Annotated in this window: 16 protein-coding genes; 3 read left to right on the forward strand and 13 right to left on the reverse strand. The window is 67.3% G+C overall.

Going from position 1 to position 13,193, the window contains the following annotated elements; all coding sequences use genetic code 11:
* The first annotated feature begins 69 nt into the window (after positions 1-69).
* Positions 70-960 carry a DNA ligase gene (locus tag ACFYXF_RS35040; RefSeq protein WP_389355865.1) on the forward strand — a complete coding sequence of 297 codons (891 nt, stop codon included), beginning with the start codon at positions 70-72 and terminating at the stop codon, positions 958-960.
* 98 nt (positions 961-1,058) lie between these two features.
* A complete protein-coding gene (locus ACFYXF_RS35045; protein ID WP_389355867.1) occupies positions 1,059-1,289 on the forward strand; it encodes a hypothetical protein in 231 nt (76 codons plus the stop codon).
* A 138-nt stretch (positions 1,290-1,427) separates the two neighbouring features.
* On the opposite strand, the gene ACFYXF_RS35050 is transcribed toward ACFYXF_RS35045, so the two are convergent.
* The 10 genes from ACFYXF_RS35050 to ACFYXF_RS35095 form a co-directional block, all read right to left on the reverse strand.
* On the reverse strand, positions 1,428-2,645 hold the full coding sequence (locus ACFYXF_RS35050; RefSeq protein WP_389355868.1) for a PIN domain-containing protein: 1,218 nt from the start codon (positions 2,643-2,645) through the stop codon (positions 1,428-1,430).
* Between the two features lie 896 nt (positions 2,646-3,541).
* The gene (locus ACFYXF_RS35055) at positions 3,542-3,766 is read right to left on the reverse strand and encodes a hypothetical protein (RefSeq protein WP_389355869.1); all 225 of its coding nucleotides are present in this window, start codon (positions 3,764-3,766) and stop codon (positions 3,542-3,544) included.
* A gap of 52 nt (positions 3,767-3,818) precedes the next feature.
* A complete protein-coding gene (locus ACFYXF_RS35060) occupies positions 3,819-3,941 on the reverse strand; it encodes a hypothetical protein (protein WP_389355871.1) in 123 nt (40 codons plus the stop codon).
* Positions 3,942-4,032: 91 nt separating this feature from the next.
* Positions 4,033-4,359 (reverse strand): hypothetical protein, encoded by a 327-nt coding sequence (locus ACFYXF_RS35065; protein ID WP_389355873.1) that lies wholly within the window; start codon positions 4,357-4,359, stop codon positions 4,033-4,035.
* A 699-nt stretch (positions 4,360-5,058) separates the two neighbouring features.
* Complete coding sequence (locus tag ACFYXF_RS35070) at positions 5,059-5,874, reverse strand: hypothetical protein (protein ID WP_389355875.1); 816 nt, start codon at positions 5,872-5,874, stop codon at positions 5,059-5,061.
* The gene (locus ACFYXF_RS35075; protein ID WP_389355877.1) at positions 5,874-6,206 is read right to left on the reverse strand and encodes a hypothetical protein; all 333 of its coding nucleotides are present in this window, start codon (positions 6,204-6,206) and stop codon (positions 5,874-5,876) included. The genes ACFYXF_RS35070 and ACFYXF_RS35075 overlap by 1 nt, the downstream gene beginning before the upstream one ends.
* 73 nt (positions 6,207-6,279) lie before the next feature.
* Positions 6,280-6,636, reverse strand: a complete 357-nt coding sequence (locus tag ACFYXF_RS35080; RefSeq protein ID WP_389355879.1) for a hypothetical protein — start codon at positions 6,634-6,636, stop codon at positions 6,280-6,282.
* A gap of 12 nt (positions 6,637-6,648) precedes the next feature.
* Positions 6,649-7,692, reverse strand: a complete 1,044-nt coding sequence (locus ACFYXF_RS35085; RefSeq protein ID WP_389355881.1) for a major capsid protein — start codon at positions 7,690-7,692, stop codon at positions 6,649-6,651.
* Positions 7,693-7,706: 14 nt separating this feature from the next.
* Positions 7,707-8,120, reverse strand: coding sequence for a head decoration protein (locus ACFYXF_RS35090; protein ID WP_389355883.1), 414 nt, complete (start codon positions 8,118-8,120; stop codon positions 7,707-7,709).
* 187 nt (positions 8,121-8,307) lie between these two features.
* Positions 8,308-8,994: a hypothetical protein gene (locus ACFYXF_RS35095; protein WP_389355885.1), complete on the reverse strand. Its 687-nt coding sequence runs from the start codon at positions 8,992-8,994 to the stop codon at positions 8,308-8,310.
* Positions 8,995-9,083: 89 nt separating this feature from the next.
* Between ACFYXF_RS35095 and ACFYXF_RS35100 the strand changes: the two genes are divergently transcribed.
* Positions 9,084-9,563, forward strand: coding sequence for a hypothetical protein (locus tag ACFYXF_RS35100; RefSeq protein ID WP_389355887.1), 480 nt, complete (start codon positions 9,084-9,086; stop codon positions 9,561-9,563).
* Between the two features lie 26 nt (positions 9,564-9,589).
* Here the strand turns inward: ACFYXF_RS35100 and ACFYXF_RS35105 are convergent, their stop codons facing one another.
* The 3 genes from ACFYXF_RS35105 to ACFYXF_RS35115 form a co-directional block, all read right to left on the reverse strand.
* Positions 9,590-11,467, reverse strand: coding sequence for a hypothetical protein (locus tag ACFYXF_RS35105; protein WP_389355889.1), 1,878 nt, complete (start codon positions 11,465-11,467; stop codon positions 9,590-9,592).
* A 59-nt stretch (positions 11,468-11,526) separates the two neighbouring features.
* Positions 11,527-12,681 carry a TIGR02391 family protein gene (locus ACFYXF_RS35110; RefSeq protein ID WP_389355891.1) on the reverse strand — a complete coding sequence of 385 codons (1,155 nt, stop codon included), beginning with the start codon at positions 12,679-12,681 and terminating at the stop codon, positions 11,527-11,529.
* Between the two features lie 121 nt (positions 12,682-12,802).
* Positions 12,803-13,117: a hypothetical protein gene (locus ACFYXF_RS35115; protein WP_389355893.1), complete on the reverse strand. Its 315-nt coding sequence runs from the start codon at positions 13,115-13,117 to the stop codon at positions 12,803-12,805.
* Between the last annotated feature and the right edge of the window lie 76 nt (positions 13,118-13,193).

Consider the following 13,193-nt stretch of genomic DNA (forward strand, 5'->3'; position numbering starts at 1 on the left):
CAGGCCTGCGAGGCCGGACGGACTGGCGGCTGACAGGCGGCGGTCGTCCGGCTGCCGCAGGCTGATCATGTGGACTGGCCCGTAGACGTCGCCCTGGCGCAGCCCGTGCCTCGGCTGCCGACCGAGCCCGGAAAATGGGCTTACGAAATCAAGGTCGACGGCCACAGAACCGTGCTGTGGCGCACCCAGGAGGGCGTTCGGCTGCAGTCGAGAACCGGTCGCGACGTCACCTCGATCTGGATGGATCTCGCCGTGGCCGCCATGCGGCTGCCACCCGGTGTGATCCTGGACGGTGAGGCCGTCGTCTACCTCTCCGCCGGCGAAGGCGGCGCGCGGATCAGCTTCGAGGCGGCGCAGTCCCGGGGGCTCTCCAGCCCCCGGCGCGCCCGCGAACTCGCTGCCCTGCACCCCGCCACCTACGTGGCCTTCGACATCCTGGCCCACCCCGACGTCGGCCCTGATCTTCGATCGCTTTCGTACATGGAGCGCCGCCAAGCCCTCCTGGACACGCTCACCGGCATCGGCCCGCCGATCGAGCCGGTCTGGTCGACGACCGATCTGAGCGAGGCCCAGCTCTGGTACGAGACGCTGGAAGGCACGGGCGTCGAGGGTGTTGTCGCGAAGCTCAGGACGTCGCCGTACCGGCCGGGGCGCGCCTCGTCATGGAAGAAGGTCAGGCACGCGGAAACAACTGACGCTGCTGTGGTCGGCTACACGGGGCCGGCGAAGCGCCCGAGGTCGCTCGTCGTACGGCTGCCGGACGGGCGAGTCCGGCTGACCCGGGCCATCGGTACACAGTTGGCTGCCCAGGTCGCGGCGCAGCTGACCCTTTCTGAGCCGGGGCGCACGGCCCGTTTGAGGACGGGTGAGGTGTACACGGCCGTGGTCGTCGACCTGATGGTGGAGGTGCTGGCCGACACGACCCGGCACGCCGTCGTGTCGGTGACGCGGTTGCGGTGAGCAATCCACAGACATTTGCGGTTATCCACAGGCGGTCACAGGGTGAGCCATTCCACCGTACGTTGCTGCCTCAGTGATCACGAGGACGGGGGTGCGCGATGACGTACAGGGTCGACCTAGCATTTCGGGTGGAGGAGGCGCTGGCCAATCTCCCGGACAAGGGCAGGCAGGAGATCTTCGAGACGATCGCGGCGGCCCTCGTCCGGCGGGACTCTTGGCCAGCGCCTGGCGGTCGGCACGGCGCACTCTGCTGGGGGCCGCTGTCGTGGGTCGCGTTCGCCACGTACCTCGACGGCATCGAGGTATACGACATGGGTTGGGCAGGCTGAAACCAAGCCAGCGGGCTTCCCGGCTTCATCATGATCATCAGGTACATCCGTAACCAGTCCTGAGCGGGAAGCAAAGCTCGTTTCACCTGTGCCCAGCGGAACGGCCGCGCCAGGGCGACAACTCAGACCCGGCCAGGCTCAGCGCAGCGGAGGAAGAGGCACGTCCAGACGACCTTCCGCGATGAGTCTCTCCACAGTAAGGCGGCCAGAGTGCTGTAGGCGTTGGACTTCCATCCACCTGTGCTCGTGGCTGATGAGGTTGGTGTAATCAGCGAGTTCTGGAGAAAGCACGGAGAACTGTCCTGCGGGCAGCGCACGGGTGCCCTGGCTTCGCAGGACAGTGAGCCGGGCGTCAGCGTTCGTCGTGCTCACGAGGACACGGGTCTCCCAGACACACCCGACGCCCTTGATTCGGAGGGTGCCTCTCAGGAGGGCGGGCCCGCTCAGGACCCACCGCACGGTAGCTGTGCACCAGACGTGGTCCCCGATGCGGTAGGCAGTCAGATCTGTTGCTTGATCGAACGCGATGAACGGGGGTACAGCCCAGCCCAGCACCCGCACGGTGTGGGTATCAATCAGCGTGCCCTCGCCCTCGACGAAGAAGCCCATCGTGCCCTCGAAGCCTGGCCCTTCTAGGCCCGGAGGCACGGGCATCAGACGAGTGACCTCAGCCTCGATCGCGCTGAGGCTTTCCGGGGCCTGGAGGATCGAACGCACCGCGGCCTCGTCAGCGTCGTCGGTCCGCTGGGCGAACTTCTCCACGACGTCGTACCAGGTGGTGAGGAGCTCGAACCGATCCTTGATGCCGGCGAGGTCCTCGTTCATCGGGTACGGGAAGGCGACCCCGTCGCCGAAGTCCGTCGTGTTCTTGCTGACGAAGTAGACCGTCTCGTCAGGATGGTCCCGCGCGTACTCGACGGCTGTGAGCCAGATCGCGGCGTCCCGCCCGCCGATCTTCGCTGTGTCGCCGCCCTCGTTGACGGTGACCTGCTTGCACGGCGGCAGGAGGTTCGCCTCCCGCATCAATGCCTGCTTGAGCGCGCCCTCGCTTGTTGGGACGACGTCGACTACGTCGAGCCACTTCTCACGCCACTCGTCCTGGAAACGCTGTAGATCCATCTGCGGCAGCGGCACGCGGATCGGCCACGGTGTTCCTTCCGTGAGGCTGGCCAGGGCCGCTGCAGCCACCTCGTATTTCCGGCGGTACGGCACCGCCCGATGTGCCGTCAACTCCTCCAGCACCACCCACGGCACGGCCACGCGCTCGACGCCGGACGTCCTGATGATCTTGACCAAGTCCGTGGTGGCGCTGTCTATGCCGGACTTCGTCAGAATGTTCGTGTCCAGGATGATCAAGGCGAGCGGCTCCGTCTCACGCAAGGCTGGGTGGTCTGGTCAGGGTTTCAGGCTCTGTGATCGCCAGCACCCGGTTTCGGATACTGTCCGCGTCGTCATTCACGCCCCGCGCGTTCAGTGATGCCCGACGTAGTTGCCCTTGACGACCTCGAACTGGAGAAGCGGAAGGACGTAGATCTCGTACTCCGCGAGGTAGCCCATCTTCTAGTCGTGGCAGGGTGGGCCGCCGGGGAGTACCTCGGGCACTCCCCGGCGGCCCCGTTCAGCGGCGCTCGAACCAGTAGACCGCCCCCGCGAACACGCCGGCCACAGACGCCTTCACCACCAGGCGCACGAGTTCATCGCTCGCGGTGTCCAGCATCCGACGCGCCCGTATACGGGCCGGGCTCAGCCTCCTGGTCTGCGGCTTCTCACCGAGAGGGGGACCCTCCAGGTGCTGGTCAGAGTTGCTTTGACAGTGGGAGCCCGTAGGCTCGTTGTCAGTAGGAATCGTTGCCTCCTTCAGGTTGTCGGTTCTTGCTTGTCGAAGTCGGTGGCCTCCTGTTGCGAGCAGGGGGCCGCCGCCGTGTTGGCGGCGGCACCAAAAGGCCGCCGGGAACCATTGTGTGGGGTGCTACCGACAACGCCGGATAGCTCGGCACCCCGACACGCCCGATGGTGAAGCCGGTCACATGGAGCCGTTCCCGCATGCCGCACCCTGCTGCATTGGTGCGCTGAACTGCGCAAACGCGATTCAGGGCGGCGGTCTGTCGGCTCCGCCGACGCCATGGATGGCGCAGAACCTGGAGTCCATGAACCAGGCCGCTGCTTCGCTGCTGATCTCGGACAGGTCTGGTGACCTGCATATTCGTGGCTACGCGCCGACGCTCTCCTCGTTGTCCTCCCGCAGGTACTTCTCACTCGCCGAACTTGCCGCCGGTGTGCAACACGGTCACCTCGCACGCCCGCTCACCAGCAGATGTCCGTCGTCCTTGTGGCGGCCGACTTGGGGTAAGCCGCCTTCTTGGTCTGGCCCTCGAAGTCAGCGGTCGTCTTCCCGCCTCCTTGCGGAAGGTGGGGTTGTCGCGGGCGTAGTCGAAGGTGACGAAGACGTACGCGACGCCGAAGTCCTTGTAATCCACCGGCGGGTTCCTGCACGCCTGATGCTGATGTGCGCATCGGGTCACTGAGACGTCAATCTGTACACATCCCGGTGAGCACGTCCCCGGCCTTGCACTCAGTCACGAAGTCGTTCGCCGAGTAGTCGCCCTTGCCGTCGAGGATCTCGACGAGGGACTCGGAGACCTTCGCGATCACCTCGATCTCCGGCAGGACGCGGTCTGACCAGGCGGCCGTGTCGGTACACGGTGGCCGCCTGGGAGCACCAGCACCCCCAGGCGGCATGAGCTCAGTGGCGCTCGATCCAGTGGACCGCCCACACGTATGCACCGGTCACGGACGCCTGCATGGCCAGGCGCACGAGTTCGTCGCTCGCTGTGTCCAGCAGTCGGCGCGCCCGCAACCGAGCCGGGCTCGGCCGCCTGGTTTGCGGCTTCTCGCCGAGGGGCGGGCCATCAAGGTGCTGGTCAGAGTTGCTGTGACAGTGGGAGCCCGTAGGCTCGTTCTCGGTGGGAATCGTGACCTCCTCAAATCGTCGGTTCTTGCTGTCGAAGTCGGTGGCCTCCTGTTGCGAGCAGGGGGCCGCCACCGTGTTGGCGGCGGCACCAAAGGCCACTGAGAAACATTCTGTGCCACGGCACTGACACGTAGAGGGGTCAGCTGATGTCGTACGTCTTGTCTGGCATCTCGTTTCTACGGCACGCACCTGACAAATAAGAAGCCCAACTCCGCTTCATGCAGGCAAGCTGCACCCAGGCGTCGTTTCACGTGAAACCTACTCATCGTCAATTGCGCTACACAGAAGGCCAGTTCAGCCGCTCGGCCCACCGATAGTGGCACGCCCGCGACCGTCACCCAATCGGGCTATCCACAGGGCCCTGGGCACAACCGCCTTACCTCTGGGGACACTTGACCTAACCCTGTGGGTAACCTGCGGGACATGCCTGTGGATAGCTGGCCGCGCCAGACGAGATAGCCGCTTTGACCAGCGGGTTTTCCTGTCCCCAGTCTGCGAGGAAGAAAAAGTCCGCAGTCGGCCCAAAATTGCTTCTTCAGGTGCACCGCGAGCACAACCATCACAGGCTTTCGTAATCTGTGAATGGGCCTTGCATCCCTTACCTGTGGATGGAGTGCCTACGGCGGGTCGCGGTAGGTCTCGACGGTGAACTCGGCGTCACTGAAGGCCGACGTCCATGACGCGGGTTACAGACGTCCGTCTCGGTGCGCTTGGTGAACTCGGCGACGCCGTGCGACTCGCAGGCTGTGAGCGGACTGTTCGCCACCTTCACCGGGACCGGAATGGCTTCCGGATACGTCAGACCGACGTCACATCCGGCCGGGGACCGAACCCCCGCCGACAGCGCGGATGGGAGATCGGCCACGCCGCCGCCTCCTCAACCGTCCGCAGAGTGCCGTTCGCCTTAGCGGTGTCCTTGTGACTGGTCCAGCCGCAATCGGCTCCGTCGAACACCTCAATCCACTGCACACCCGACTCGCGGGCACGATTGAGGGTGCCCGCGTTGTAGGCGACCGCGCTCTTGGCGAGCGTCGCCGACTCCGCCCACGCCTGCACCGGTACCCGAGCCCCGTTTCGATAGATCACGGTCGTCAGCTGGTGCTCGGCGGCCAGCCGGTCCGCCAACACCTTGGCGGCCTGCAGGGCGGTGGTGTGGCCCGAGGCCAGGATCGGCACCTCACGGCGTGCGGCGTCCCGTACCGCCCGATAGAACTGGGCGGCCATGCGCTGCTCCTCCTCGGAGCGGCGCAGGAAGTCGGCGTAGGAGTCCGAGGCAAGCGACTGCAGGGCCTCACGGTGGATGAGCGTCCACGAGAAGTCACCGCCGACGGCGCGGGCCGCAGCGCGCGCCCCCTCCTCGTACAGGTGGGGCAACTGCCGGGCAACGAACGCTCTCGCCTCGGCATCGACGCGCCGCTGAAAGTCTGTGATGGCGGCCTGGAACTGGGCGAGGCGGTCCGTGACCATTCGGGAGCGGCGGCTGTCACCGATCGCGTCGATCACGGCGGCCTGCTCGGCGGCAAGTCGCTGCCAGGCATCCTCGAGCACTGCGGCGACACGCGCCGCCACGGTGGCCGCGTCCCCAGGGGTCAGCGGCGGGAAATCGTAGGCCACTACCGCCGCCAGTGGTGGTACCGGTGGTGAGCAGGCTGCAGCGGGGCAATGACCAGAGTGTCACCGTCAGTTGGATCGTCAGGCGCGGGCGTGTCCTCCATGGAGGCGATCTGCCTTTCCAGGCCGGTCAGGTTGTTGGACTGGTCGACGGTGGCGACACCGTTGACGGTCAACTGCAGCGGCTCGGCCAGCAGTTTCGCGCGTCGCTCGGCCAAGACCTCGTTCGCGACAGCACGGGCGGAGGCCAGCCGCGCGTACCGTGCGTCGAGGTCGGCGATGTCAGTGGCGGGGCCGAGCTGAGCCAGCAGCCAGGCGCGCACAGCGACGTCCACGAGATGCTCCTGTCGTACGAGGTGAGGCCCGGCACCATGGCGGTCCCGAGCCTCACTAGTGATGTGCCGCTACCTATGCATCTGCGCCGGCCGCCTTCGCGGCACGTCGTCTCGGGGCCTTAGAGGGCTCCGGCTCCGGCTCCGGCTCCGGCTCCGGCTCCGGCTCCGGCTCCGGCTCCGGCTCCGGCTCCGGCTCCGGCTCCGGCTCCGGCTCCGGGGCAGGATCCGCCACGGTCGGTGTGTCTTCCGCCTCCCTGTCCTCTCCGATCAGGCCCGGGGCGTCCTTCTCCGCAGAGGGAACCTCCCCTGACCACGCGGCTGGGTTCGGGATGAGCCGGGCGAGCCGCTCGGGAACCTCCTCCCCCGCATCCAGCCGGATCGGGCCCCGCTCGGGGTCTTGCAGGAATACCGTGCGCGCCAACTTCGCCATGACCAGCTCCCTTTAGAAGACCTTCGCGGCGATGTGGATGTCCGGCACATACAGCACGGGCATCGCAGCAGCGGCGGAGATCGTGGACAGCTGGACAGGGGTGCGCGTCTGCACGTGGGTGGTGATCACGATGCCGGGCGCCTCCTCAGCGGTGATGACGCCCTTGCCGCGCAGCTCGATCGCCTCGGCGGTCAGACCGTACTGGGTCTCGCCCCACTGTTCGCGGCGCGGCGGGATCATCGCCCACAACGACTCCGGGGTCGTGCGCACCAGGTTGTCGCTGCTGTCGTACACCTGCACGTCGTAGGCGGTGACGGGCGGCAGGTTGTACTTGGCACGGACCCGGTTGACCTCCTCCGGAGCGAGCATCCCGGTCGGGATCTGGTCCGTGGACGGCGCGTTGTGGAACGCCGCCCGGTACTCCGCCGTGGACCCGAGCAGCGACAGCGCCTTCTCCGAGCTGATGACCCGCTCCGGACGCGGGGCGCCGATGCTCTTCAGATACTGGATCCACGCCAGCTCGTCCGTGACCGGGGTAGCCGCATCCGATTGGGACCACGGCACCGCCACCGTAGGCCGGTTGGCAGCCGGTACCCGCCAGTCCACGTCCAGGGCCACACCGGGCAGCGACACCACACCAGAGGACAGCATCTGGCCGGCAGCGATCTCCATGGCGGCCTTCGTGGCCTCCACGTGCTGTTCGAGGTCGTCGTACAGCAGGTCGAGGAACTCGCTGGTGTCCTGGCCGCGGGCGACAGCGGACAGGATGACCTGGAGCTCGGAGAACGGCAGCTCCTGGCCGACCCAGGGCAGCATGCCCTCGTTGATGACCTGCTCGGCACGCCGCTTCGCGAGCGTCGGCGCGGCTTCCCACGCACGGAACTTCGCCGCGTTGACGCGCCGCTTGCTGCTCTTCGTACGGAACTTGACGTTGTCGATGTTCCGCTCGGCGAACACCTCGCGCGTGAGGAGGTAGTCCTCCGGCGTGGCGATCGCTCGGATGAAGGCCTGAATGTCCTCGGGGACGATCGCCTCGAGAAGCTTCTCAAGAGCCATAGGGGTCTGCCTCCTTACCGGTAGTGGATGAACGCCAGCGTGGACGCGGCGGCCGGGGCCGTGAAAGCCACGGGCAGCTTCGACGCGTACACCTCACCGCGCCAAAGCAGCGCCCCCGCGGTCTTCGCAGAGCCAGGGGTGAACGCGGTCTCGGTAACGAGGAATCCGGCGAGGATCTGAGTGCCGTCGCTCGCTGCGGAGTTGTACGGGGCGTACAGGCCGGATGCGGTGATCCGCCCTAGTGGGATGCCGGACTTGATGATGTGGCGGGGCTGGTTTTGCGTGCCCGCCGTGTAGTGGGTGCCCGCCGTCAGCTTGCTGATGTCGATGGGGATCGTCTGGGCTTCGTGGACGCCGTCCAGCGAAGCCAGCCATGTCCGGTCATCGGTGACCGTCGTGGTGGTGGTGAGGACCTGATAGTCGCTCACGATGTCTCCCTCGTGGGTGCGGATCGGATTCCTCCCGCACCCGGCGCACATCGGCGTGGGGCGGTGTCCACGAAGTGACGGCGGCCGAGCCGCGCCAGGGCGTGGTCCCTGATCAGCCCGACCGACTTCCGGAAGGGCGTCCACGGTTTGAGGGGCGTGGTCCCACGGCCATGTCTCGCCGACGTGGTCAGTCGCTGATGAGCCCTCGCCGCCGGGCCATTTCGAGCCCCGCCGATCCCGGCCTGGGCGGAATGCCTCCACGCTTCGGCGGGCCGCCGGCGGGAGATCCGCCCGGAGCAGGCGGCACAGCCTCCCGGGCCTGGCCAAACAACTCGGGCCGCCGCTGCTTCAGTTGCTCAGCGGCAGCGGCGACCGCCTGCTCGTCGGCGTCGGGCTGGTCGTGAAGGGCACGGTCGATCAGGAGCACCGCGTCATCAAGGTCGTCCCCCGTCGCGCCGAGTCCTCCGAGGGCGGCACGGCGGATGGCGGCGTGCTCCCTGGCCAGGGCCTGCGCCTCACGCGTCTCAGCTGACTTCAGCTTCTCTTCGGCGGCCTGCTCGCGGCGTTCGATCTCCGACAGCTGCGCGGCCTGCGCGTCACGCTGCTGCTGCACGAACGTCGTCAGGTCGTCGGTCTTGGCGAACCCCAGCTGATCAACGAGCTTGCGGATCGCGGCCCGTTCACCCTGCTGCTTCTCGCGGGCCAGCAGCCGGTTCAGCGTCTCCTGGTCTGGCATCTGCGCCGGCGGTTCCGCCGGATCGGTGTTCGGGCCAGGCGGCAGTTGCTGGTTGGAGGGGTCGGTCGGGTCGGCGCCCGGCACTGGGAGGGTGGGGTGACCGATGGGGGTGTGTGGGTCAGGCAGCGGGCGGGCCATGGCGGGTCGTCCTCCAACAGCAGCGCCCCCGCACCGTCGTTCAGTGTAGTCACAGCACGTAGACCACCTGCCAGCCCTATGCTGCGGCCATGGCGAACACACCGTCCATCGACTGGTGGAACAAGCAACTGCCTCCTGAAGATCGCGCGCTGGGCTTCGTGGATCACGCGATGGACCAGGTCGAAGGGTTGCTGGACTACATCATCGGGCCTTCCACGATGCCGGAGGTCGTTCGGGTGGCCTGCATCGAGTCGTTCTGGGTCAACGTGCGCCTGCTCACCGAGTTCTTGGTGAAACTCACCAACGACACGAGGAACTGTGACGCGCGGGCCTTTGCGCCTACCTGGACGAAGCCGACCGGCGACACCGCCGAGCGGTTGCTGAACGACTGGAACACCGCGAGCGCCTACGTAATGCACATGGGCAAGGAGCGCGCACCCAGAGAGCTGGTGGACATCACACCGGTGACGGACGAAGACCTGCGGCAGACGGCATACGACTGCCGCACGGTGTACGAGGATTTCATCGAAGCTCTCCGCCAGTCCGTGGCCGACTCGGAGCAGGCGTAGCCTGACCAGTCGCTCGGAGCGCGGCACTACTTCGGCGTGGCCCCCGTTGAGCTGACCGTGTCGGCCGGGGGTGTAGTCGGCGGGGCGGGCTGGTCGGTGATGAGCGGCACCGGCGGCACGCCCGGGTCGGCCTCGGGCAGCCGCAGGTATTCGCGCACGGCCCCGTTGTCGCCTGTCGCATCGGCGAGGCGGGCGGCCTGGTCGAAGGCCCGCTTCTGAATGCGCTCAACCTCCTCGGCGACGTCCTCGATCAGGTAGCCGGCTTCCTGCAGCATCCGTACGCCGGTCTCCAGGGAGAACACGCCCTTCTCGTAGCCTGCCGTGACGTCGTTGAGGACGGTGGTGCGGTCGGTAGGGGTATGCGCACCCCACACCAGGCGTACGGGCAGCGACTCGCCGGCGGGCCACACCCGCCCGGCCTGGTGCAGGCGCTGCACCATACGCAGAAGCAGCTGGTACTTGTGGTTGCGGGCCAGGCGCATCGCACTGACGAGGGAGTTGAGCGGGCCCAGTGCCAACTGCAGCGCGTACCCGGACGGCACCTCGGCAACGTCGAGGCTGCCGAGCCCGGCCGTGGTCAGGCGGGTGTTCGAGGCGAGCCGGTCCAAGAGGTGGTCGATGCGCTGACGTAGTTCGGCGAGCTGCGCCGAGGTGTCGAGGGTGTCCATGCGCCCGGAGTCGGACAACTGCCACACCGTCCCCGCCTCCACCCGCACCGGCAGAGGCTGCCCGGTGGAGCGGTCGATGGGCAGCCTTGCTCCGGCGAGCGCGACGATCGGTGTACCGGTGGTGGCGGAGGCGGAGGCACTGTCGGTGTCGGTGGCAGCCAGCTCGTCCAGCAGTTGCAGCACCGTCGCCAGCGTCGACTTGCCCCAGTGCTCTCCGACATCGGGGATGGTGTTCGGGATGTGCACCACCGGAATGAAGTCGTGCATCAGGTCGAGCCGGTTCAGGACCTGGCCGTCGGAGCGCACCCGGTAGGCCGCCTTGCCCGGGGGTAGGGAAAACACGTCGTGGGCAAGGCCCACGTCCTCCAGCAGCCATTCGGCGTCGGTGAGGTAGCACGTCGTCGACGACGGCTTGGCTGGCGCCCACGGGTAGATGCGGGTCACGGTGCCGGTGAGAGGGTCGAAGGTGTCTCCGACCGTCAGCACCGGATCGCCGTCGGCGCCGGCCACCTGCTCGCGCACCGCGCGCCCGTCTTCGGTGCGCCCTGGCGCAGTCGCGGGACCGATCGGGCCGAGCTCGTAGGTGATGCGCCGCACACGCGCTTTCAGGCCGCGCACCGGGTCAGCGGCCAACTCCCACGCGAAGTGCACCCGCTGCGGGTACTCCTGAGCGTCCTGCTCGCCCTCGTCCCACTCCGGGAAGTAGAACCCGGGGTCGTAGGTCCTCAATATGGCCCGCTGCTTGGCCGGTTCCCACGCCAGTGCATACACGGCGTCGCCGCAACGCACCGCGCCCCGCTCCGCCTGCTGAATGCGCAGCGGTAGCAACTCCTTATCCGCCCAGGTACGCAGCTTGTCCTGCAGGTCGACGGCGGCCCGGTCTTCAGCGGTCGCCTCGCCCTGCTTGGCGTGGTCGGCACCAGGCACCACGATCGTCTGCTCCGCGCCCAGCAAGTAGCCGAGGGTGGTATCGATCAGCTTGGACGGGTCGCCCAACTCGCGGCGCTCCACACCGTGATGATGGTCGCCGGTGACGGCGGCGAGCTGCCCGGCCTGGTTGGAGTCATACGCGGCAAGGAACTTGTATGCGGCCAAGCGGCGCAGCTCCTCGGCGGGTACCCACGAGGAGTTCAGCTCCGGGAACGCGCGATGACCTGGCCGGTTCGTATCGGCCATTGCCTGCTTGTAGTTGAGCCACGACCAGGCGTCGATGAGCAGTTCACGCGGGTGCCTCACGGGTGCCCCTCCAGGCGACCGGGCCCCGCGCCCGCAGCCAGCTTAGAGGCAGCGCGCGATCACGGGCCCGACACGGCGTCCTTGCGCTTGTCGTCCTCAATGTCGAGGCGCCGCATCAGGAAGCTGGCGATCACCAGCATCTCCTCAGCCTCGTCGCGGGCATCCTTCTCGTCCGGCCCGTGCATGCGAGGGTTACGCAGAGCGCCCATCGCCCCCTTGAACAGGAACTGCATGCCGTTCTGCTCGCTCTCCAGCGAGCTGCCCGTGAACCGGGTCACCGTGAGTTTCGGAGGACCCGGCTTGGCGCCGAAAGCAATGCCCATGAGCCTCTCACCGAACTCGTTGACGCCAGCCAGCGTCTGCACGCGGTGCTCCACTTCCTGAAACGCGCGAGCCACCGCATCGATGTAGAAGCCGCTGTTGAACCGCTCGGCAGCGACCTTCGCGATCAGCGGATGCAGGTTGCAGGTGACAGACATGGTCTCCAGTGATCCCACGGCGGAGGTGACAGGGGCGGGTGGCGTCACCACCGGCGCGGGAAGCGCGAAGTATTCCTCCACGGTGCGTCCCTTGGCGAAGGGCCGGTTGTCGGCCGCAGTGCGCGTCGGCCCCCGCATCTGCTCCCGGATGCGCCAGTAGCCCTCCAGCCGGTCCACGCCAGTGAACGGCCGAATGCCCCGGTCGAAGCTCAGCGACCAGTCCAACTGCTCCGGGTTGATGCTTCCACCGCGGAAGCAGGGCTCACTGATCCCGAGCGCGGCGGCGGCGAACTGGACCTCCTTAGTCAGGAGCTTCGGGTCGATCCCGGGGCGGTTTGCCAGGTCTGCGGGCACCATCCATGGCTGCTCATCGCGGTCTGCGGGCCGCCAGGCAGGCTCCAGGCTGGCCGCAGTCCGCACCATGCCGAGGAATACACCGATGGCCGGTCGGGCGCCGGTACAGTTCGCAGCGCCAGCGATGGTCAGGGACAGTTCCTGCACACCCTGCGGCAGCTGAGAGATGTCCGGGCCAAGTCCACGAAGCAACGCTGGGCACAGCTGCTGTACGACCTCTTCGAACTGCAGGCCGCCCTCGAAGAGCTCCCGATCGATGTCGTCGAAAGTCGGCCAGCGATGGTACGTCCCGAAGTATCTCCAGATCGCTTCGAGGAGGACGTGGCCTTCTCCTCCCGTGGGGCGCGGCATTCCCTCCGGCGCGGTGGTCGGAACGGTCACGTGCTGTCCCCCAGCGTCCTAGTTTGAGCAGTGCCCGCAGGCTACTACCGTGCCGTGCCTCACCGGTTGGGGGTTTTCGTCCAGCCGATCACGAGCATCGTGCACTTCAGGCCGGGCGCAGTTACGGGGTGGTGGCGTCGGCGCAGCCGTGGATCCACATCGAGTACCACAGGCCGTGCTTCTCCGAGTCCAGCAGGTTGACCCACACCGCCTGGCACTCCTCATCGTCAGGCGTCTTGCCCACGGCCTGGATGCTCTCCCGGGTGGTGCGCCCCGCCTTCAGAGAGGCGTCCAGGCGGGCCTGAGCGGAGGCTTTGATCTGCTCCGAGGTGGGCTCTACGGGCGCTGAAGGCGAGGCGGGCCACAGCAGGATCACGCTGGCGACGACGGCCGCGCAGATGACGGCCGCGACGGCCACTTTCCCCCTGATCGACATGGCTCGGAAGGCTATCAGCCGGGGCCGATTGGGCGCCCTGGTTGGGCCGTTGGCCTATATGGGGCCGTTTCCGGTG

Origin of the sequence: Streptomyces sp. NPDC002680 (assembly GCF_042889145.1) — a bacterium.
Lineage (GTDB): Bacteria > Actinomycetota > Actinomycetes > Streptomycetales > Streptomycetaceae > Streptomyces > Streptomyces adonidis.